The sequence below is a fragment of the Conservatibacter flavescens genome (genome assembly GCF_002795425.1).
Lineage (GTDB): Bacteria > Pseudomonadota > Gammaproteobacteria > Enterobacterales > Pasteurellaceae > Conservatibacter > Conservatibacter flavescens.
Genome location: NZ_PHHA01000002.1, coordinates 16,996 through 37,500, shown reverse-complemented (window position 1 = coordinate 37,500; position 20,505 = coordinate 16,996). Strand labels below are relative to the sequence as shown.

21 protein-coding genes and 2 tRNA genes are annotated in these 20,505 nt (G+C 38.6%); 11 read left to right on the top strand and 12 right to left on the bottom strand.

Translation table 11 applies throughout. From position 1 onward, the window contains the following. Positions 1-255: 255 nt before the first annotated feature. Genes sstT through CVP05_RS00170 form a run of 5 tightly spaced genes read left to right on the top strand, consistent with a single transcriptional unit; the run spans position 256 to position 5,034 of the window. Positions 256-1,497 carry a serine/threonine transporter SstT gene (gene sstT / locus CVP05_RS00190; RefSeq protein WP_100287551.1) on the top strand — a complete coding sequence of 414 codons (1,242 nt, stop codon included), beginning with the start codon at positions 256-258 and terminating at the stop codon, positions 1,495-1,497. A gap of 46 nt (positions 1,498-1,543) precedes the next feature. Then, positions 1,544-2,992, top strand: coding sequence for a molybdate ABC transporter ATP-binding protein ModF (gene modF / locus CVP05_RS00185; protein WP_100287550.1), 1,449 nt, complete (start codon positions 1,544-1,546; stop codon positions 2,990-2,992). 50 nt (positions 2,993-3,042) lie between these two features. Then, complete coding sequence (locus CVP05_RS00180) at positions 3,043-3,966, top strand: SPFH domain-containing protein (RefSeq protein ID WP_100287549.1); 924 nt, start codon at positions 3,043-3,045, stop codon at positions 3,964-3,966. Between the two features lie 10 nt (positions 3,967-3,976). Then, positions 3,977-4,435 carry an NfeD family protein gene (locus CVP05_RS00175; protein WP_100287548.1) on the top strand — a complete coding sequence of 153 codons (459 nt, stop codon included), beginning with the start codon at positions 3,977-3,979 and terminating at the stop codon, positions 4,433-4,435. After that, positions 4,432-5,034: an NAD(P)H-dependent oxidoreductase gene (locus CVP05_RS00170; protein ID WP_100287547.1), complete on the top strand. Its 603-nt coding sequence runs from the start codon at positions 4,432-4,434 to the stop codon at positions 5,032-5,034. The genes CVP05_RS00175 and CVP05_RS00170 overlap by 4 nt, the downstream gene beginning before the upstream one ends. 63 nt (positions 5,035-5,097) lie before the next feature. On the opposite strand, the gene grxD is transcribed toward CVP05_RS00170, so the two are convergent. From grxD to rsgA, 11 genes are all read right to left on the bottom strand, one after another. After that, positions 5,098-5,427, bottom strand: coding sequence for a Grx4 family monothiol glutaredoxin (gene grxD / locus CVP05_RS00165; RefSeq protein WP_100287546.1), 330 nt, complete (start codon positions 5,425-5,427; stop codon positions 5,098-5,100). Positions 5,428-5,499: 72 nt separating this feature from the next. Further along, positions 5,500-6,300: a TPM domain-containing protein gene (locus tag CVP05_RS00160; protein ID WP_100287545.1), complete on the bottom strand. Its 801-nt coding sequence runs from the start codon at positions 6,298-6,300 to the stop codon at positions 5,500-5,502. After that, positions 6,293-6,733 carry a TPM domain-containing protein gene (locus CVP05_RS00155; RefSeq protein ID WP_100287544.1) on the bottom strand — a complete coding sequence of 147 codons (441 nt, stop codon included), beginning with the start codon at positions 6,731-6,733 and terminating at the stop codon, positions 6,293-6,295. Before CVP05_RS00155 ends, CVP05_RS00160 begins: the two co-directional genes overlap by 8 nt. Before the next feature lie 79 nt (positions 6,734-6,812). After that, the gene (locus tag CVP05_RS00150; RefSeq protein ID WP_100287543.1) at positions 6,813-7,394 is read right to left on the bottom strand and encodes a LemA family protein; all 582 of its coding nucleotides are present in this window, start codon (positions 7,392-7,394) and stop codon (positions 6,813-6,815) included. 50 nt (positions 7,395-7,444) lie between these two features. Then, entirely contained in the window at positions 7,445-9,214 is a 1,770-nt protein-coding gene (locus tag CVP05_RS00145; protein WP_100287542.1) for a protein-disulfide reductase DsbD, read from the bottom strand. 32 nt (positions 9,215-9,246) lie between these two features. Then, positions 9,247-9,789, bottom strand: coding sequence for an alpha/beta hydrolase YcfP (gene ycfP / locus CVP05_RS00140; RefSeq protein WP_100287541.1), 543 nt, complete (start codon positions 9,787-9,789; stop codon positions 9,247-9,249). 124 nt (positions 9,790-9,913) lie between these two features. After that, positions 9,914-11,446 (bottom strand): carbon starvation CstA family protein, encoded by a 1,533-nt coding sequence (locus CVP05_RS00135; RefSeq protein ID WP_100287540.1) that lies wholly within the window; start codon positions 11,444-11,446, stop codon positions 9,914-9,916. A 198-nt stretch (positions 11,447-11,644) separates the two neighbouring features. Further along, positions 11,645-12,145 carry a PTS glucose transporter subunit IIA gene (gene crr, locus CVP05_RS00130; protein WP_100287877.1) on the bottom strand — a complete coding sequence of 167 codons (501 nt, stop codon included), beginning with the start codon at positions 12,143-12,145 and terminating at the stop codon, positions 11,645-11,647. 62 nt (positions 12,146-12,207) lie between these two features. Continuing rightward, positions 12,208-13,935: a phosphoenolpyruvate-protein phosphotransferase PtsI gene (ptsI, locus tag CVP05_RS00125; RefSeq protein WP_100287539.1), complete on the bottom strand. Its 1,728-nt coding sequence runs from the start codon at positions 13,933-13,935 to the stop codon at positions 12,208-12,210. An 84-nt stretch (positions 13,936-14,019) separates the two neighbouring features. Further along, the gene (ptsH, locus tag CVP05_RS00120; RefSeq protein WP_100287538.1) at positions 14,020-14,277 is read right to left on the bottom strand and encodes a phosphocarrier protein Hpr; all 258 of its coding nucleotides are present in this window, start codon (positions 14,275-14,277) and stop codon (positions 14,020-14,022) included. Between the two features lie 235 nt (positions 14,278-14,512). Continuing rightward, a complete protein-coding gene (gene rsgA / locus CVP05_RS00115; RefSeq protein WP_100287537.1) occupies positions 14,513-15,562 on the bottom strand; it encodes a small ribosomal subunit biogenesis GTPase RsgA in 1,050 nt (349 codons plus the stop codon). A 151-nt stretch (positions 15,563-15,713) separates the two neighbouring features. Here rsgA and orn point away from each other — a divergent pair, with 151 nt between their 5' ends. From orn to tsaE, 4 genes are all read left to right on the top strand, one after another. Next, the gene (gene orn, locus CVP05_RS00110) at positions 15,714-16,262 is read left to right on the top strand and encodes an oligoribonuclease (protein ID WP_100287536.1); all 549 of its coding nucleotides are present in this window, start codon (positions 15,714-15,716) and stop codon (positions 16,260-16,262) included. Between the two features lie 92 nt (positions 16,263-16,354). Next, positions 16,355-16,430: transfer RNA gene (locus tag CVP05_RS00105), tRNA-Gly, on the top strand. A gap of 19 nt (positions 16,431-16,449) precedes the next feature. Continuing rightward, a tRNA-Gly gene (locus CVP05_RS00100) sits at positions 16,450-16,525 on the top strand. A 98-nt stretch (positions 16,526-16,623) separates the two neighbouring features. Then, positions 16,624-17,118: a tRNA (adenosine(37)-N6)-threonylcarbamoyltransferase complex ATPase subunit type 1 TsaE gene (gene tsaE, locus CVP05_RS00095; RefSeq protein ID WP_100287535.1), complete on the top strand. Its 495-nt coding sequence runs from the start codon at positions 16,624-16,626 to the stop codon at positions 17,116-17,118. A gap of 40 nt (positions 17,119-17,158) precedes the next feature. Here tsaE and tldD read toward each other — a convergent pair whose 3' ends face one another. Next, positions 17,159-18,604, bottom strand: coding sequence for a metalloprotease TldD (gene tldD / locus CVP05_RS00090; protein WP_100287534.1), 1,446 nt, complete (start codon positions 18,602-18,604; stop codon positions 17,159-17,161). 218 nt (positions 18,605-18,822) lie between these two features. Here tldD and yfaE point away from each other — a divergent pair, with 218 nt between their 5' ends. Together yfaE and tyrS are read left to right on the top strand one after the other, a co-directional pair. Then, positions 18,823-19,071, top strand: a complete 249-nt coding sequence (gene yfaE / locus CVP05_RS00085) for a class I ribonucleotide reductase maintenance protein YfaE (protein ID WP_100287533.1) — start codon at positions 18,823-18,825, stop codon at positions 19,069-19,071. Between the two features lie 203 nt (positions 19,072-19,274). Further along, positions 19,275-20,462, top strand: coding sequence for a tyrosine--tRNA ligase (gene tyrS / locus CVP05_RS00080; protein ID WP_100287532.1), 1,188 nt, complete (start codon positions 19,275-19,277; stop codon positions 20,460-20,462). The last annotated feature ends 43 nt before the right edge of the window (positions 20,463-20,505 follow it).

Here is a 20,505-nt window from a genome sequence, read left to right as displayed (position 1 = left end):
TGTTCCTCAGAAGTAAGGCAATTCTGTTTCAGTGATGCATATATTTTCACACTGTTATTTCATACAGTAAATATACTGTTTTAAAATACAGTGTGTCAAATAAAATTTAAACTTTTTTGCTCTTTTTTCACGAAGATATTTTATTTATACGCAATTTACGTTAATCTCTCAACACCAAACCTAAGGGGAATTGTTGATAAAAACGATTCATTGATTAACTTATGGCTTTTTTGCCTATAACAACTTATTAACATTATGAATACTTCACGTTTATTTTCATTATTTTTTCATGGTAGCTTAATAAAGCGTATCACTATCGGTTTAATACTGGGGATTATCGTTGCATTAGTTTCTCCTCTATTAGCAGGAATATTGGGATTTGACCTTGCTGATAAAGTAGGTATTTTAGGGCAAATCTTTGTGCACTCCTTACGTGCCGTCGCGCCAATTTTGGTCTTTGTCCTTGTTATCGCTGCAATTGCCAATAAAAAAGTCGGTGAGCAAAGCAATATGAAATCCATTATTATTTTGTATGCTATCGGTACTTTTTTAGCCTCATTAACCGCTGTAGTTGCTAGCTTTTTCTTCCCTAGTACTATTGCATTAGTTACTCAAGATGCCGAGCTTTCCCCTCCTGGTGCGGTGTCTGAAGTACTTAAAGCCGTTTTATTTAATGCTTTAGATAATCCACTAAGCGCTTTATTTAACGCGAATTTTATTGGTATTTTGACTTGGGCGGTTGGATTAGGCATCGCGCTACGTCATGCCTCTGATACTACGAAAAACGTGTTGAATGATTTCTCCGAAGGTATCGCCAAAATCGTTCACTTTGTGATTTCTCTTGCGCCAATCGGTGTATTTGGATTAGTTGCAGAAACCCTCGCAGACAAAGGCTTTAGTTCGTTATTAGGCTATGCCCATCTTCTCGTCGTATTACTTGGTTCGATGTTATTCGTTGCATTTGTAATTAACCCAATTTTAGTCTATTGGAAAATTCGCCGTAATCCTTATCCTCTCGTATGGACTTGTGTACGTGAGAGTGGCTTAACCGCTTTCTTAACACGTAGTTCTGCTGCGAATATTCCAGTGAATATGGCATTAGCAAAACGTTTGAATCTTGATGAAAAAACCTATTCAGTTTCAATTCCATTGGGCGCAACAATCAATATGGCCGGTGCTGCGATCACTGTTGCGGTTCTCACGCTTGCAGCGGTACACACTCTAAATATTGAAGTGTCACTTCCGAGTGCTTTACTATTAAGTGTCGTTGCTGCTGTATGTGGCGCAGGCGCTTCAGGTGTTGCTGGTGGCTCATTGCTTCTCATTCCATTAGCATGTAGCTTATTTGGTATTCCAAATGATATTGCCGCACAAGTGATCGGAGTGGGCTTTATTATCAGTGTATTGCAAGACTCAACGGAAACTGCGCTCAACTCATCAACAGACGTGTTATTTACCGCAGCCGTATGTATTGCTGAGGATAAAACTCAAGCTTAATGTTATATTGGGGCAAATATATTTGCCCCTCAATTAAGGAGAAATAATGACCGAACTTTCCACCTATCAAGCTCAATTTCAACGCCACTCCCTCCCCAACCTGTATATTCCTCAACTCACCATTCGAAAGCATGATTATTGGGTTGTGGTTGGCTATAACGGTAGTGGAAAATCTGCACTTTCTCTAGCGTTACAAAATAAACTTTCACTCATTAGTGGCGAATATACAAATACTTTTCAAAAAATTACCGCACTTTCCTTTGAAAAACAACAACACATACTTGAACAAACTTTCCGCGATCGCAACAACGACGAAAGCCCTGACAATTTTGGTTTAACTGCCCGTCAATTAATTTTAAAGGCACATAACGATCCCCAATTATGCGATGAATACGCTGAAAAATTAAACATATCACACTTACTCCATCGGCCTTTTATGCAACTCTCTACTGGAGAAAGTCGTAAAGTCTTATTGTGTCAAATATTAGTTTCACAACCCGACCTGTTAATCTTAGATGAACCTTTTGAAGGATTAGATCAACAATCCGTCATTCAATGGCAACAGTTGTTTTCCACATTATTACCCCAAATGGCACTCGTGCTCATCATTAATCGCCTTAATGATTTACCTCAACAAGCGACCCATATTGCCTTACTTGATCAAGGCGAAGTATTATTGGCTGGTTCACGTCATGAATTAGAGCAGCAAAGTATTTTTCAACAATTATGTTATGCGGAACAAGCTATTAATACTCCGTTACCAGATTGTGCAATGCCTAAAATTCACCTCCCAAATGATCAAGCTGTTTTCGAGCTTCAAAATGTCACCATTCAATATGGTGAACACAAAATTTTAGACAACTTAAATTGGACGGTTAAACCTAATCAGCATTGGTGGATTAAAGGCCCTAATGGTGCAGGCAAGTCCACCCTATTATCCGTACTGACGGGGGATCATCCTCAATCCTATGCCAATCATGTCATATTATTTGGTCAACAACGTGGTTCCGGTGAAACTATTTGGGAAATTAAACAAAAAATAGGTTATATCAGTAGCCAGTTACATATGGATTATCGAATCAACTGTTCTGCGCTTGATGTCATTTTATCTGGCTTTTTTGACTCCATTGGTATATATCAACAAGTCCCCGATGCATTACGTCTTAAAGCTAAAGAGTGGATTTCTCGTATTAATCTGACCGCACTTGCCAATAAACCTTTTCGTTCTCTATCTTGGGGGCAACAGCGCTTGTTACTTATTACGCGAGCGATGGTCAAATACCCTCCCGTATTAATTCTTGATGAACCTTTACAAGGATTAGATGGGTTAAATCGTAAATTAGTTTTAAATTTTATCGATCAGCTAGTCAATCATAGCCAAACTCAGCTTTTATTTGTCTCTCATCAAGATCTTGATGCCCCTAGTTGTATCACCCATCAGCTTGAGTTTGTTAAACAAGTAGATAAATATCATTATCGAATCAGTGCGGTTTAAAGCGGTCTATGCTACACTCTAATCACCACATTTATTTTTAAGGAGAATATATGGAATATTTAGATGGTTTACCTACGGTAGCAATTTTCTTTGTTGTACTGATTATTGTCATCTTAGCCTCCACACTTAAAACAGTCCCACAAGGATATCATTGGACTATCGAGCGTTTTGGCCGCTACATGCGCACCCTTACTCCAGGCCTCAATTTTGTCGTTCCTTTTGTTGATCGTGTGGGGCGAAAAATTAACATGATGGAACAAGTGCTTGATATTCCTTCCCAAGAAGTTATCTCAAAAGATAATGCGAATGTATCCATTGATGCCGTTTGTTTTGTCCAAGTCATTGATGCGCGTAACGCAGCCTATGAAGTAAATCATCTAGAACAAGCCATTATTAATTTAACAATGACCAATATCCGAACGGTATTAGGTTCAATGGAATTAGATGAAATGTTGTCTCAGCGTGATTCTATCAACAGTCGCCTTTTATCTATCGTTGACGAAGCAACAAACCCTTGGGGGATTAAAGTAACACGTATTGAGATTCGTGATGTCCGCCCACCTCAAGAACTGATTGCTGCAATGAATGCACAAATGAAAGCCGAACGAAATAAACGCGCAGATATTTTAGAAGCTGAAGGTGTGCGTCAAGCAGAGATTTTACGTGCAGAAGGAGAAAAACAATCTCGCATTCTAAAAGCAGAAGGGGAACGCCAAGAAGCATTTCTACAAGCGGAAGCGCGTGAACGTGCTGCTGAAGCTGAAGCGCGCGCCACTCAAATGGTTTCTGACGCTATTGCAAACGGCGATACCAAAGCAATTAACTACTTTATTGCTCAAAAATACACCGAGGCAATTAAAGAAATTGGTGGCTCAAATAATAGCAAAGTTGTCCTTATGCCACTTGAAGCAGGAAATCTCATTGGTTCGATTTCCGGTATCGCAGAATTACTTAAAGGCAATAAAAACCCATAGTGAGGAAATTATGGAATGGTTTAATACATGGTCTGTTTGGCATTGGCTAGCTTTAGGCTTTATTTTACTCATTGCCGAAATTCTTATACCGGGTGTTTTTTTACTGTGGTGGGGGTTAGCCGCCCTAATTGTCTCTGGGATAGTATTGTGCTTCCCTACGCTCTCCATCACGGCTATGGTTGTCATCTATGCTATTTTAGCGATTATGCTCAGCCTAATATGGTGGAAGTATCAGCACGGCAAAGACCGTCAAGACCAATCACGTACAAACTTAAACCAACGGGATCATGCTATGCTCGGGAAAATCGGACGCGTAGAAAGCATTGATCCTAGCGGTATTGGACGTGGACATTTTGCGGATACGACTTGGCGTATTAAAGGTTCAGGATTACAACCTCACGATATCATTCAAGTCACCCATGTGGAAGGCATTACGTTATTTGTGCGTAAACTAGAGGAGAAACAATGAATCATCTCATCATTTTCGCTCACCCAAACACACACAGTTTTAATCGAGCGATTGTAGAATCCATCGCAGAAAGTAGCCAAAAGCTACCCGGTGTAAATGTTCAAATACGTGATCTTTATGCCCTTAACTTTAATCCTGTTTTATCATGGGAAGAGCTTAATGCCGCAGGACAAGGTATTGTGCCAGCAGATATTCGTTATGAACAATCTCTTATTACTCAGGCAAATCTCATTACGCTAGTCTATCCATTATGGTGGATGGGATTTCCGGCCATTTTAAAAGGCTATCTCGATCGAGTATTAAGTCATGGTTTCGCCTATAAAACAGAAAATGGCACTTCTGTTGGCTTGATTCACCATAAGAAAATGCAACAATTCATTACACTTGGAAGCAATGTTGTGGACTATCAAGCATTGGGCTGGGATAAATCCCTTGATGTTTGTTTAATCAACGGATTATTTAATTATTGTGGCATTACTGACATTGATTATCAGCTATTTGGCGATATACACTTAATTAATGAAAAAGAACGTCAACAAATACTGGCACAAGTGGCAACAAAAACAACGGAAAATTTGACCGCTCTTTTATCTCCTTAATTACTTTCACTCTTAAAAAACGAAGGTGGCCATATAGCCACCTTAATGCGAATAAATCTATGATTAAGCTTGAGGATATTTCTCTGCTGTTGCCTTTAATAAGGTCTGTAATTCCCCTTGTTGGAACATTTCCAAAATAATATCACAGCCCCCAACTAACTCGCCATCAACCCATAATTGTGGGAAAGTTGGCCAGTTAGCATATTTTGGCAACTCTGCGCGAATATCCGGATGTTGTAAAATATCCACATAGCCAAATGGCACTTGGCAATTAATTAATGCTTCCACTGCACGTGCTGAAAAGCCACATGATGGAAATTTTGGCGATCCCTTCATATAAAGTAAAATAGGATTTTCGCTAATTTGTTGTTTAATTTTATCTAAAGTTTCCATTATTTAACCTCAATTCAAAAAATGTACTAAAATTGTAACATAAGCCACATAGATAGAACAATAACCCTATCATTACCAGCTCCCTCCAGCGCCTCCCCCACCGAAGCTACCGCCGCCGAAGCCACCACCGGAACTTCCACCACCTCCGAAGCCACCAAATCCTCCGCCAATACCGCTACCATAACCTGCACGACGGCTACGGTGACGAATGCCTTGACGCAAAATTTGCTCTGCTGAGTGATTATTTGTCGGGCTAATATAAGGTCTACGTCGAGCACTTATTTCCCCAAATATGACAATCAAAATAAAAATGCCAATCATAATGAAGGGAATAATGTCCTCAAATGAGTGCTCATCTTCTGCTTCTAATGCCGCATACTCCCCTTGACTCGCTGCCATAATCGCACTTAATCCATTTGCAATACCTTGTGCATATTGGTCCTGCGCAAAATATGGTGTGATTTTTTGTCGAATTAGCTGAGATAAAAACGCATCGGGTAATACCCCTTCTAGCCCTTGCCCTGTCGCAATAAAAATTTTACGATCATTTTTGGCTATCAGCATCAGCACCCCATTATTCAATTGCTTACGCCCTATCCCCCACTTATCTCCCAGTTCAAAGGTATACTGAGCAATATCATATTCTCCAACCGTTGGGATTATGACGACTGCAATCTGCGAACTCGTTTCCTGTCCATATTGAGTAAGCGCTTGTTCTAATGTATTTTTATCTGCTGTAGAAAGCGTATTGGTATAATCATTAATATAACGAAAAGGCTGTGGCGCTGTAGGGAATTCAGCCGCCCAACTTCCGCCAACAATAAAAAAAACGCAAAAAAATACCGCACTTTTCAACCAACGCCACTTATTCATTGATAATCACCTCATTTGGTAGTTCATCGACATCATCTTCTTGACGCGGAAAATATTGTGCAAGCTCTCTGCCAATACACTCAATCGCTTTTACAATTCCGTCAGTATAGGCTTCGTGCTTAAAGTTTTTAATCATAATTTCATGCACTTCTTGCCAAAAAATATCTCCCACATGAGCGTGAATGCCTTCGTCCCCTAATACACAACAGGCATGATCTTTAAATGCAACATAAATCAATACACCATTACGCGCCACTGTTTGATCCATCTCTAACTGTTCAAACACCTCAAAAGTGCGGTCAAAAACATTCACATTTTTTGGCATGTGTCGTTCTACATAAACACGTAATTCTGCAGAACTTTGCTGTTCTAGTGTGATGATAGCTTGCTCAATACGGGATTTATCAATGGGAATACGAGAAAATAGTGCCATTATTTTGCCTTAATTGGGAACCGTTAAACTTGCAAAGAATATTCCCTTTGTCTGATGGACAAAGGGAGGATATAAGTAATTAATTAAAATTTACTGTTGGAGCGTTTTGGCTGCCTTCCGCAGATTTGAAATAAGGTTTTTCATTAAAACCAAAAATCATGGCGGCTAGCTTTGTCGGAAATGTACGCACTTTTTGATTATAAATACGCGCTGCTTCATTGAAATTATTACGCGCAACATTAATACGATTTTCCGTTCCTTCTAATTGCGCTTGCAGATTCATAAAGCCATCATGTGCTTTTAATTCAGGATAACGCTCAACGGTCACTAATAAACGTGATAATGCCGAGCCAACTTGATTTTGTGCTTGTTGGAACTCTGCTAATTGCGCCTCAGTCATATTACTCGGATCAATTTGTGTTTGAGTGGCTTTTGAACGCGCTTCAATCACACCCGTTAATGTTTCCTGTTCAAAGTTTGCCTGTCCTTTTACTGTATTGACTAAATTTGGAATTAAATCCGCGCGACGTTGATAAGCGGATTCAACATTTGCCCAAACAGAATCAATTTCTTCTTCCGCTTTGACTAAACCATTATAACTTGTCATAAGGGTAAATCCTGCTACCACGGCAACAAGAATAATAAGTAACCATTTTTTCATTTAAAACCTCTATAATAAAGATAAAAGAAGCGCACTATAACATAAAATCATTAAAGTGTGTCATTCAAAAAACGTTGTATCCATTGCAAAAAAGGCGTAGCCTCTAAAAAGCCCGTAATTCGAGAACGCGGAATTTCTTTACCGCTTTGATCATAGAAAATGATAGTTGGCAATCCAATCACATTCAGTTTCTGCATCAATTCCCGATTTTGTTCAGAATTTTTTGTCATATCAATTTGCAACAATAATACATCGTTAAATGCTTGTTGTACCTGTTTATCACTAAATGTGTACTTTTCAAATTCTTTACATGCCACACACCAATCGGCATATAAATCCAACATCGCAATTTTCTTTGGATTTGCTGCCAGTTGGGTTTGTAATTCTTCATAGCTATTAACCTGCTGAAAAGAAACATGTTCAACAGATTGACTGCTCACCTCAGAAGAAGGGCTTTTCCATATCCAGTCTTGCAAAGGCTTAGCGCATATTACAGCCATCACTAAGCATAGCACTCGGCTAAATTTTCCCCACTTTGAATAATTATGCATTTGAAAAGCAAGCCAAAAGAAAAAGCTTGTGCCTAATAATGCCCACAAACGCGGTTCCCATTCAAATGCCAACACTCTTGACAATAAAAAAATAGGCACCGCCAACATGACAAAACCAAAGGCTATTTTTACATTCTCTAACCAAGCCCCTGACTTAGGTAAAATACGATTGCCAAATACTGTAATCAACAATAATGGTAATCCCATGCCTAATGCCAATAAATATAACGTGACGGCTCCTTTTATCATATCGCCACTTTGTGCCACATACAGTAATACACCGGATAATGGCGCGGTGATACACGGAGAAGCAACGAGCCCCGCAATCATGCCCATCACAAACACACCACCAAAAGCACCTTGTTTTTGCTGTTGACTGATTTGGGTTAATTTATTCTGCCAACTATTTGGAAGTTGTAACGTAAATACTCCAAACATAGATAGCGCGAGGGCAATAAAAATAATAGATAATACAACTAAAACATAAGGACTTTGTAGCGCGACCTGAAAAGGCAAGCCTATCGCGGCCACAGTTAGGCCTAAAATAGTATAGGTTAATGCCATTCCCTGCACATAGACAAAACTTAGCGCTAAAGCCCGTCCCGTTGACGGGCGATGATTTCCCATTACAATTGCTGAAAGTAATGGCAACATAGGCAATACACAAGGTGTGAAGGCTAAACCTATACCAAATAAAAAGAACCAAAATACAGTATAAATATGTTGAGAAAGCAACTGCGCTAAACGATCTTGTTCAGGTAGAAGTGCGGTGTCTTTTTCCGGATTTTTTTCAAACTCGTCATTTCCTTGATTGGACATCACCCTATTTTCAGTATCAACGCTTTGCCCCAAAGAGACAGTTTGCGTTTCAGGGGGATAACAAAACCCTTTAGTGCATCCTTGATAAGTCACTGTCAATACAGCATTTTGTCCAATACCTGACACAGGTACTGAAAGCGCCAATTGTTGACGAAAAATATCCACGTCACCAAAAAACTCATCATGATAACGCTCACTAGGTGGAAAATTTAGGGAACCTACAGTGACATTTTCACCATCAACCTGAATTTCTTTTTTATATAAATAATACCCATCAGCAATCGACCAATGGAGTTCAACACGATCTTGTGCTTGTTTAGCAGTAAATATAAATGCTTGCTCTGCCCGCAAAAATTGTGGCTTATTGCCAAATAAATTCGCTTGCCCCCCAACAGAAAGGGAAAGCAAAAAACAACATAATAAAACCCATCGAGTAAAAAAATTCACCATAATACCAACTAAAACTTATTTCTCTTTATTCTCTAGTTTCCACTTTTAAACTGCTTCAAACGCTGTAAATGCTGGGAGATCTTTTTAAATTTATGGGTTTCAATTTCATCCCAAACAACCTCATAAAATGGCGACAAAATATCGGCACTACGTTGAGAGTCTAAAATACCATCTTCTTTTGACAAAAAAACAAGGCATTTATTCTGGTTTTTTTCTCGAAAATTCTCTACACATTTCGTCGCAATATCCTCATACTCTTCAGGACGATCAATTTTTCCTATCATATTTTCCTGAGGAAATAAATTGGGGTTAAACACCGCCTGTCGAATACCACATAAAAAACCTATACGTTCCGCCCAAAAACCGCCTAAACCTACTCCGCAAATTAAAGGGGAAGGATCACGAGACTCACGAACTAATTTATGTACTTCATTTAATAAAAACTGCATATCGTGGCGTGGATGAAGTGTACTGTAGTTAATAAAACGAACATCATCATCAATGAATTTCAGTTGCATGACTTTCTCATGATTACCTGGACTGCTAGAGTCAAAACCATGTAAATAAATAATCATACTTTCCCCCTCACATCTAAAAACTCACAGAAATTCTACCGCACTTTTTTATAGAATGCGATGTTTAAGGCAAAAAATAAGGCGAACTCTTGTGATGTTCGCCTTAATCGGTTAATACATATAATTAACTTTCTAACTCTGCTTCTTGCGCTTTATCTAATGGTTTTAATAAAGTAAAGAATGCGACTGTAATTAAAGCGGTTAACCCAACAGCCACCCAAACAGAAGTATTATAATCTAAACCAAAACCAATTTGCGCATACGCGAGGAAAGTTGTACATACCATTGTCATGAAAATCGCCGGAATAGTACATACCCAGTGGAATTTTTGATAACGGTATAAATAAGCTGCAGCAGTCCATAACATCACCATCGCGGTTGTTTGGTTTGCCCAACCGAAATAACGCCACAATACTTGGAAATCCACTTTTGATACGATAAAACCAACGACAAATAATGGCACTGCAATCATTAAACGTTTAGCAAGATTACGCTGATCAAATTTCAAGAAATCCGCGATAAGCAAGCGTGCTGCACGGAATGCTGTGTCTCCGGATGTAATAGGTAATACAACAACACCTAATACAGCTAAAATACCGCCAACGAAACCAAGCATACCAATTGCTGATTCATACACTACCTGTGATGGTGTACCTTTTAACGCGGTTGAAATGGCTTCTGGACTTTCATAGAAACTTAACCCAACCATACACCAAATTAATGCAATAACCCCTTCTGCAATCATTGCACCATAGAATATGAAACGCCCCTCTTTCTCATTTTGTGCACAACGCGCCATGAGTGGAGTTTGAGTTGCGTGAAAGCCTGAAATAGCACCACAAGCAATAGTAATAAAAACCATTGGCCAAATTGGTAAACCAGACGTATTCATATTTTTAAAGAAATCGCCTAATGCAACTTCTGTTCCCCAAAATCCGACTTCAGGGAATAATGTTCTGAAAAATGGAATACCGTTAATTAAGAAACCGGCAAACATACCAAATGTCATAAATAATAACAGCGCCCCAAAAATCGGATAAATACGACCAATAATTTTATCAATAGGCACTAAAGTCGCAATAATATAATAAGCAAAAATAATCGCAGTCCAAATCACTAGAATGTTGCTAGAACCTTTTGTTACCTCTTCATTCACTGCACTTGAACTAATATTGCCACCATTCATGACTTCCACAGTAATACTGCTTAACAAATTAGCTGGACTTGCCACAAATACAACGCCAACTAAAAGTAATAATACCACTGCAAAGATGTTCATAAAATGTTTTGCTGGCGCCCCAATATATTTTCCTGCTAAAAATGGAATATTTGCACCTTTATTACGAATACTCATCATTCCACAGAAATAATCGTGAACCGCGCCTGCAAAAATACAGCCAAATACAATCCAAAGCATCGCAACCGGACCATACAATGCCCCAAGAATAGGACCAAAAATAGGGCCTGTTCCTGCGATATTTAATAATTGAATTAGCCAAATTTTCTTTTTAGACATTGGCACATAATCTACTCCATCTCCCATAGCATGAGCAGGAGTAACACGCGAAGGATTGATCTTAAAGATTTTTTCGATTAATGCCCCATAAAAGAAATAGCCAGCTAGAAGCAAACCGACACAAAGTAAAAACCATAACATAATAAGCACCTTTAAAATGACTTCACATTGAAGTGCGCGTATTGTAACAGGTTGTGAAGTTCTGTAAATAAAAGGTTACTCAATTAAGACAAGTTTTCATCAGAAATGTGATCAACTCCTAATAATTACTCGCCCGCATAAAAACAAAAAGGGCAAACAGCCATATATGCTATTTGCCCTTTAACAATCTTCGTCAGATTATTTTTTCAAAACGAGTACCACAGACTCACCTGCGACAACTTGACCTGATTTTTTCTCAACATGGCTAATTTCGTCCATATTAGAAATCACAATAGGTGTTAAAACTGATTTTGCTTTTGATTCAAGTAATGGTAAATCAAAACCAATAACCGCATCACCGCGTTTCACAGTCTGCCCTTCTTGAGCAATACGATGGAAACCTTCACCTTTTAGTTCTACTGTATCAATACCGAAGTGAACGAATAATTCAACTCCTTCTTTTGATTCCATAGAGAAAGCATGATTTGTTTCAAAAATTTTACCGATAACTCCATCTACCGGAGCAACAATCGTGTTTCCTGTTGGACGAATCGCAACACCATCACCAACAATTTTCTCAGAGAAAACCACATCTGGTACATCTTCAATATTCACGATCTCGCCAGATAAAGGTGCATAAACCTCTACCTCAACAGCTTTGTTTTCTTTTGAACCAAATAATTTGTCAAATAAACCCATTTTCATAATCTCCTAGTACATAACCTTTTCTTGCATTCTATCGCAAAAAATATCATTTGTATCTAATTTAATGCTTTTTCTGATAAAAAATCTGACACTAATTGCTCAATTTCAGCTGCTGTCGGCAATGCTAGCGCTTTTTCTGCAAGCAATTTCGCTTCCGCAAATTCCACATTACGAATTAATTTTTTGATACGTGGTACAGAAATAGCACTCATACTGAATTCATCTAGCCCCATTCCTAATAGTAAAAGTGTTGCTTTTTCATCACCCGCTAACTCACCACACATACCGGTCCATTTTCCTTCTGCGTGAGAAGCATCAATCACTTGTTTAATTAAGCTTAATACTGACGGAGTCATTGGATTATAGAGATGTGAAATTAACTCGTTACCACGATCTACCGCAAGGGTATACTGCGTTAAATCATTCGTACCAATACTAAAGAAATCCACCTCTTTGGCTAAGAATTTTGCATTGACTGCCGCAGACGGTGTTTCCACCATAACACCAATTTGGATATTTTGATCGAATGCTTTTCCTTCAGCTTCCAACTCTTGTTTTAAAGTTTCAATCACGGCTTTTAATTCACGAATCTCTTCTACTGAAATAATCATCGGGAACATAACCGCTAATTTACCGAACGCCGAAGCACGTAATACTGCGCGCAATTGATCTCGTAAAATTTCACGACGATCGAAAGCAATACGAATCGCACGCCAACCTAAGAATGGATTCATTTCTTTTGGCAAATCCAAATACGGTAAATCTTTGTCTCCACCAATATCCATAGTTCGTAAGACAACTAAACGACCATTCATCGCTTCAACCACTTCTTTATACGCGATAAATTGTTCTTCTTCGCTTGGTAATTGATCACGATCCATAAATAAAAATTCTGTACGGTATAAGCCCACGCCTTCCGCACCATTACGATCTGCACCTTCACAATCACGGATAGTGCCAATATTGGCAACGACTTCAACACGATGGCCATCTAAGGTTAATGCAGGCAAATCCTTTAATTTCGCTAACTCCGCTTTTTCTTCCGCAATTTGCGCTTCTAAAGCTCTTAAACGATCGATTTCCTCTTGATTAGGGTTGATATAAACTGCATTATTTACAGCATCAAGAATTAAATAATCCCCAGAGTTAACTTTTGCGGTAATATTGTTTGTTCCCACAATAGCCGGTAACTCTAATGAACGTGCCATAATAGAAGTATGTGATGTTCTACCGCCAATATCGGTGATAAAGCCAAGTACTTTATCTAAATTTAGCTGTGCCGTTTCAGAGGGAGTTAAATCATAAGCCACCAAAATAGCTTCTTCATTAATTTCACCTAAATCAACAATCTTCATACCAAGAATATTCTTAATTAAGCGATTTCCAATATCACGAATATCGCCTGCACGCTCTTTCAAATATTCATCATCAATTTCTGATAGCATTTCCACTTGCTGATCAATAATTTTGCTTGCGGCAACGCCCGCATTCACTTTATGTGAGCGTAAGTAATCTAAGATTTCTTCTTCAAGCTCCTCATCTTCTAAAATCATTAAGTGGCCTTCAAAAATGGCTTCTTTTTCTTCACCTAATGTCTTACGAGCACGTTCTTTAATCGCGGTCAACTGCTCTACTGCAGCTTGACGACCGGCGTAAAAACGCTCAACCTCAGTATCAATTTGATCTTCACTAATTTTTTGTAAATCCAGTACAATTTTTTCTTCTTTTAATACTAAGGCTTTACCAAAAACAATGCCCGGAGAGGCTAAAATACCTGAAATCATTATGCGACCCTTTTAATAACATTCACTATGAAATAAAAGCTTAAATACAAAAAAGCCACAAAATTATTTTTGTGGCAGATAAAATTATTCTAAAGTTGGAATTAACGCCACTAAATGTTCAACAGCTTTTTCCTCATCTTCCCCTTCAGCAGAAATAGTAATTACTGTACCTTGCGTTAAACCTAATGTTTGTAGTTTAAATAAACTCTTCGCACTGGCGGTTTTCCCACCGGAAGTTACTGTAACTTCGGAAGCAAATGCTTTTGCTTCTTTCACAAATTGCGCCGCTGGGCGAGTGTGTAATCCGTTTGGTGCTGTAATTTCAACATCTTTTGAGTACATAGTCATTTCCTCTGAAAGTAATAAAAATATAAAACAGAAAAACAATACCTTCTCTTCTTTATGAAGATCCGATGTAATATTTCCCATTTATTTTAACGATTAAAATAAATCTTGTAAGTAGTATCATATTTATAAAAAAATAATCAAGTCTATTACAGTAAAATTTTGACCTAACGCACAAAAAATACAACAAATAGATTGTTTTTTAGACAAAATAACGATAAAACAAGCTATTTTAATCCGTCAAAAAATGACGTTGTGATTTTGTTTCCGCTAAACTGGCAATTAAACGATGATAATTCTCAAAACGTTCTGCATGAATTTTACCTTCTTCAACCGCTTGTCTTAAAGCACAACCCGGATCGTCAAGGTGTTTACAATCCCTAAACTTGCATGTTCCTAACACATATTGGAATTCTCTATATCCTTTCGTGATCTGTTCTCGTTCGAGGTGCCATAATCCAAACTCTCGAATTCCTGGTGAGTCAATCAATGCTCCACCTTTTGGCAAATGATATAAACGAGAAGCAGTCGTTGTATGCTGCCCTAATCCTGAAATTTCACTCACGGCATTCGTCGGCGTATTCACTTCAGGCAAAATCCCATTAACTAAACTTGATTTACCTACACCTGATTGCCCGACAAAAATCGATGTGCCATGAGACAAAAGTGCGGTAAAATTTTCCATATTTTCACCGCTCTTTGCGGATAGCATCATGGTTTGATAACCTATATTTTCATAAATCTCAAGCTGCTTCTCCACCATCTTACGTTCTGTATCATTCAGCAAATCAACTTTATTTATCACTAACACTGCGGGAATATTTGCCGTTTCACAAATCACCAAATAGCGATCAATAATATTTAACGATAAAGTCGGCACTACTGCAGATACGATCACAATACGATCAATGTTTGCCGCCATGACTTTTAAACCATCATAATAATCAGGACGAGACAATGTATTCATACGGGGTTGTACCGCCTCCACGACACCGCTAATACCATGTAAATTTTCATGTCCTTGTCGCCAAATGACATGATCGCCTACAACAAGACTGGAAAGAGTGCGACGCAAATTACAGCGAAACACTTGCCCTTGAATATCTTCAATATCCGCATGGGCCGAATAACGCGCAACCACTAATCCTTCTTGAGATTCTCCTAGCAATTCATCTTCCCATTCAAAATCCCGTTGAGACTTGTGGGTATGGCGAGATAAACTTTTTGCTTTATTTTGCTGAATTCGACGCTTTTGATTTTGAGTTAATCTACGTTTTGTCATACATTTAATTTAATCTTAATGGTTTTAAAATCCCGTTGTTCATTCACAACATCAGCCCCACAACAAATCCGCATAAAAAATAATGTTGTGATTTTTGCTTTATTCTTACGAAATTCGTTAAAATAGATAAAAATTCAAATAAGGATACACTATGTCACAAAATAAACAAAACTTGATTTGGATCGATTTGGAAATGACGGGGCTTGACCCTGAAAAAGAACGCATTATTGAAATTGCGACGATTGTTACAGATAAAGATCTGAATATTCTTGCTGAAGGCCCTGTTTTAGCAATCAAACAATCGGAGATATTGCTCAATAATATGAGTGAATGGTGTATGAAAACCCATTCAAAAAATGGTTTAATACAACGCGTTCAGCAAAGCACGCTCAATGAACGAGCAGCTGAGTTGCAAACCTTAGACTTTCTAAAAAAATGGCTACCTAAGGGGGCTTCGCCTATTTGTGGTAACAGTGTTGCACAAGATAAACGGTTTTTATTCAAATACATGCCTGAATTAGCGGATTACTTTCATTATCGTCACTTAGATGTCAGCACATTAAAAGAACTTGCAAGCCGCTGGAAGCCCGAAATATTAAAAGGTTTCGAAAAGAAAAATACCCACCTTGCCCTTGATGATATTAGGGAGTCTATCGCTGAATTAGCCTATTATCGCGAACACTTTATCAACTTAAACTGACGAAGAACTAAGCAAGCTCACTTTTTTTCATGATTTGGGCTTGCACCTTAAAAAAATAATCGTATAATGCCATCTCACAACTTCTGTTGTATGCGGGAATAGCTCAGTTGGTAGAGCACGACCTTGCCAAGGTCGGGGTCGCGAGTTCGAGCCTCGTTTCCCGCTCCAATCTTATACTTCATTCTACGCGGGAATAGCTCAGTTGGTAGAGCACGACCTTGCCAAGGTCGGGGTCGCGAGTTCGAGCCTCGTTTCCCGCTCCATTTTTCAAATACACCATCACCTCACAAGATTGATTTTCTATTGTTTCAAAAGTGCGGTACAATTTTTTTTAACTTTTAATGAACTTGGCGTTAATGATATGAATACATTTTCTGAATATCATCAATATATTGTAGACGAAAACGCAATGTGTCACTTTGGGCAACAGCTCATTAAGCATATTGACTCACTAAATACATTAAATGGCGTTGTGCTATACCTCAATGGTGAACTTGGGGCGGGTAAAACCACATTAAGTCGAGGAATGATTCAAGGCTTGGGTTATCACGGGAATGTAAAAAGCCCCACCTATACCCTAGTAGAAGAATATCACCTTGCAAATAAAACCATTTACCACTTTGATTTATATCGGCTTAGTGATCCTGAAGAACTTGAATTTATGGGAATTAGAGACTATTTTGCTCATAATACCATCTGTCTGTTGGAATGGGCTGAAAAAGGGCAAGGATTATTGCCACCTCCAGATCTCTTTATTAATATTACTTATGCACAAGAAGCACGAGATATTCAATTAATTGCCAATTCCTCACAAGGCGAGCAAATTATTCAGCGATTAAAACAAGACATGCCTTAACCTATTGCGTATCAGCATGTCTCGAAAAAAGTTAATAAAATTAGTTGGTTCCACCAACAGTCATTTTTTCAATTTTTAGGGCTGGCTGTCCGACTCCGACAGGTACGCTTTGCCCTTCTTTGCCACAAACACCGATACCATGATCCAATTCACTATTATCTCCTACCATGGAAATATTTTGCATTACTTCGATCCCACTACCGATCAAGGTTGCGCCTTTAACAGGTTTTGTAATCTTCCCTTTTTCGATCAAATAGGCTTCTGAAGCAGAAAAAACAAACTTACCAGATGTAATATCCACTTGCCCGCCCCCAAAATGTGGCGCATAAATACCCTGGCTAACTGAAGAAATTAAATCCTCAAATTTACTTTTACCCGCTAACATATATGTATTTGTCATACGAGGCATCGGCAAATGCGCATAAGATTCACGACGTCCATTTCCTGTAGGTGACATCCCCATCAAACGAGCATTCATCTTATCTTGCAAATACCCTTTTAATACCCCATATTCAATCAACATTGTACGTTGGGTTGGAACGCCCTCATCATCAATGGTTAATGAGCCTCGACGATCCTGCAATGTTCCATCATCAACTATCGTACACAGTGGCGATGTCACTAATTGCCCAATTTTATCCGTAAAACATGAGCTCTCTTTACGATTAAAATCCCCTTCTAACCCATGTCCAACCGCCTCATGTAACAATACGCCCGGCCAACCTGCGGCCAATACTACCGGCATCATGCCTGATGGTGCAGCAACAGCATTCAGGTTAACTAAGGCCTGACGCACGGCCTCTTTCGCAAAATACACAGCCCGAACTTCTCCCTTAAATGGTTCAAAGAACCAATCTAGAGCGACTCTTCCCCCTGCGCCTGCGCTACCGCGTTCACGCTTACCGTCTTGTTCGACTAATACAGAAATAGATAAACGCACTAAAGGGCGTATATCGGCCGCCAAAGTGCCATCTGTCGCAACGACCAACACTTCCTCGTACAAAGCATTAAGGCTTGCTGATACTCTCGACACTCTCGGATCTTCTGCACGCGCAGTACGATCGATTAAACGCAACAACTCAATCTTTTGTTCTTTACTCATTGCAAGTGGATTAATGGCTTGATAACGTAAGATAGCTTGAGTTTCCTTCAAAGTAGGACGGTGAATAATATCCGTTTTTTCTTCCAAACCAATAATTTTTGCCGTACTTGCACATTGCATTAAACTGGCCAAGCTAATTTGATCAGAATATGCAAATCCTGTTTTTTCACCACTCACCGCGCGCACACCTACACCACGATCAATATGAAAACTCCCCTCTTTGATAATGCCATCTTCTAAGCTCCAACTTTCATCTTGGCTCAATTGAAAATAAAGATCACCATAGTCAATATTGCGATGGGAAAATTGATCGAAGACGTTATTCAATTGCTCAATAGACACATTACTTTGTGTCAACAAACTTTCTGTTACTTGTTTTAACATAATTTTCTCATATTTCGATTTTTCATTTGGGGATAGAGTTAAATTGTAGGGAAAATTTACTCTGTTTGCCACAAACAATAGCAAAATATACCGAATTTGAAAAGCACTAAGCAAACTTCTAGACACATCAGAGATCTTCATAATGCATATTATTAGACAAAGCAAAATATCCTACTCTATAATAAAACTATCTTGCATTTTTATGTCTACATTTATGTATGAAAATTTATATTATCAACCGTAACATCACCCTTGAGCATAATAACCAAACGTCTCTACTTTCGACTTTAGAAAAAAATGGCATATCTCATGAATACCAATGCCGCAGCGGTTATTGTGGTTCTTGTCGAGTAAAACTCAAAAAAGGGAAAGTATCCTATCCGGAACCTCCTCTTGCCTTTTTACAACGTGATGAAATTCTCCTTTGTTGTTGTCGAGTAGAAGAAGATCTCGAAATTGAAATATAAACGAGCTTGCCGACTGATTTCAATCAATTATCCACTTAAGGTTATTTATTCAAACTGCACTCCCTGTAACAAATAAAAGAACCCAAAATCCAACCTTATCTCACCACACTTTCTTCAAGAGAAAATCCCAAAATACCCTTTTCATTTCTGCTAGAATCCCTATAATGTAAGTCTTATTTTGATAAATAGATTTAGGAAAATCGATGACTGATATAAACACAGTTCTCGCGGAACTCAAGCGCGGTGTAGATGAAATTCTTTCAGAAGCAGATTTAATTGAAAAACTTAAAGAAAATCGCCCATTGAAAGTAAAACTCGGTGCAGACCCTACCGCTCCGGATATTCACTTAGGTCATACCGTCGTATTAAATAAGTTACGTCAATTCCAACAATTTGGCCACGAAGTCATTTTCTTAATTGGTGACTTTACGGGTATGGTTGGCGATCCTTCAGGTAAAAATACTACTCGTCCTCCACTAAGTCGCGAAGATGTGCTACGTAATGCGGAAACTTATAAACAACAAATTTTCAAAATTTTAGATCCGCAAAAAACACGTATTGTGTTCAACTCAGATTGGTTAGGGAAATTAGGAACCGAAGGTATGATTCGTCTTGCAAGTAATTATACTGTTGCGAGAATGCTAGAACGTGATGATTTCAAAAAACGTTTTTCAAGTAATCAGCCAATCGCAATTCATGAATTTATTTATCCTTTATTACAAGGCCATGATTCAGTAGCATTGGAAGCTGATGTGGAATTAGGCGGCACAGATCAAAAATTTAATTTGTTAGTCGGACGTGAACTACAAAAATCAGCCGGTCAAAAACCACAAGTCGCCATCACTATGCCATTACTTGTTGGGTTAGATGGTGAGAAAAAAATGTCTAAATCCTTAGGTAACTATGTGGGTATCACGGATTCCCCATCAGAAATGTTTGGTAAAATCATGTCGATTTCGGATGATCTCATGTGGGATTGGTATAATTTACTTTCATTCCGTCCATTAAGCGACATTGCTCAATTAAAAACCGATGTAGCAAACGGAAAAAATCCACGTGATATAAAAATTTTATTAGCAAAAGAAATTATTGCTCGTTTTCACAGCGATGCGGATGCCGATGCTGCAGAACAAGAATTTATCAATCGTTTCCAAAAAGGCGCAATGCCTGATGAGATGCCGGAATTGACCTTTGAAGGAGATATTGGGATCGCTACGCTACTAAAAGAAGCCGGCTTAGTGGCTTCTACTTCTGAAGCGATTCGCTCAGCACAAGGTGGTGGCGTGAAAATTAACGGTGAAAAGGTTGAAGATGTAAAAGGCAATGCCGCAAAAGGTACTGCAGTTTATCAAGTAGGCAAACGTAAATTCGCTAGAATAACGGTCAAATAATTATGTATTTATAGGGGCGTTCTTCGCCCCTTGTCTTTTGGAG

What these genes read in the sequence shown, in the direction of transcription:
- CVP05_RS00160 (WP_100287545.1), bottom strand. Translation starts at nt 6,300, where the DNA reads ATGAATAAGTGGCGTTGGTTGAAAAGTGCGGTATTTTTTTGCGTTTTT.
- yfaE (WP_100287533.1), top strand. Translation starts at nt 18,823, where the DNA reads ATGAAAATTTATATTATCAACCGTAACATCACCCTTGAGCATAATAAC.
- ptsH (WP_100287538.1), bottom strand. Translation starts at nt 14,277, where the DNA reads ATGTACTCAAAAGATGTTGAAATTACAGCACCAAACGGATTACACACT.
- CVP05_RS00180 (WP_100287549.1), top strand. Translation starts at nt 3,043, where the DNA reads ATGGAATATTTAGATGGTTTACCTACGGTAGCAATTTTCTTTGTTGTA.
- CVP05_RS00175 (WP_100287548.1), top strand. Translation starts at nt 3,977, where the DNA reads ATGGAATGGTTTAATACATGGTCTGTTTGGCATTGGCTAGCTTTAGGC.
- CVP05_RS00150 (WP_100287543.1), bottom strand. Translation starts at nt 7,394, where the DNA reads ATGAAAAAATGGTTACTTATTATTCTTGTTGCCGTGGTAGCAGGATTT.
- orn (WP_100287536.1), top strand. Translation starts at nt 15,714, where the DNA reads ATGTCACAAAATAAACAAAACTTGATTTGGATCGATTTGGAAATGACG.
- grxD (WP_100287546.1), bottom strand. Translation starts at nt 5,427, where the DNA reads ATGGAAACTTTAGATAAAATTAAACAACAAATTAGCGAAAATCCTATT.
- CVP05_RS00135 (WP_100287540.1), bottom strand. Translation starts at nt 11,446, where the DNA reads ATGTTATGGTTTTTACTTTGTGTCGGTTTGCTTCTAGCTGGCTATTTC.
- modF (WP_100287550.1), top strand. Translation starts at nt 1,544, where the DNA reads ATGACCGAACTTTCCACCTATCAAGCTCAATTTCAACGCCACTCCCTC.
- ycfP (WP_100287541.1), bottom strand. Translation starts at nt 9,789, where the DNA reads ATGATTATTTATTTACATGGTTTTGACTCTAGCAGTCCAGGTAATCAT.
- CVP05_RS00145 (WP_100287542.1), bottom strand. Translation starts at nt 9,214, where the DNA reads ATGGTGAATTTTTTTACTCGATGGGTTTTATTATGTTGTTTTTTGCTT.
- ptsI (WP_100287539.1), bottom strand. Translation starts at nt 13,935, where the DNA reads ATGATTTCAGGTATTTTAGCCTCTCCGGGCATTGTTTTTGGTAAAGCC.
- tyrS (WP_100287532.1), top strand. Translation starts at nt 19,275, where the DNA reads ATGACTGATATAAACACAGTTCTCGCGGAACTCAAGCGCGGTGTAGAT.
- sstT (WP_100287551.1), top strand. Translation starts at nt 256, where the DNA reads ATGAATACTTCACGTTTATTTTCATTATTTTTTCATGGTAGCTTAATA.
- CVP05_RS00155 (WP_100287544.1), bottom strand. Translation starts at nt 6,733, where the DNA reads ATGGCACTATTTTCTCGTATTCCCATTGATAAATCCCGTATTGAGCAA.
- crr (WP_100287877.1), bottom strand. Translation starts at nt 12,145, where the DNA reads ATGGGTTTATTTGACAAATTATTTGGTTCAAAAGAAAACAAAGCTGTT.
- tsaE (WP_100287535.1), top strand. Translation starts at nt 16,624, where the DNA reads ATGAATACATTTTCTGAATATCATCAATATATTGTAGACGAAAACGCA.
- rsgA (WP_100287537.1), bottom strand. Translation starts at nt 15,562, where the DNA reads ATGACAAAACGTAGATTAACTCAAAATCAAAAGCGTCGAATTCAGCAA.
- CVP05_RS00170 (WP_100287547.1), top strand. Translation starts at nt 4,432, where the DNA reads ATGAATCATCTCATCATTTTCGCTCACCCAAACACACACAGTTTTAAT.
- tldD (WP_100287534.1), bottom strand. Translation starts at nt 18,604, where the DNA reads ATGTTAAAACAAGTAACAGAAAGTTTGTTGACACAAAGTAATGTGTCT.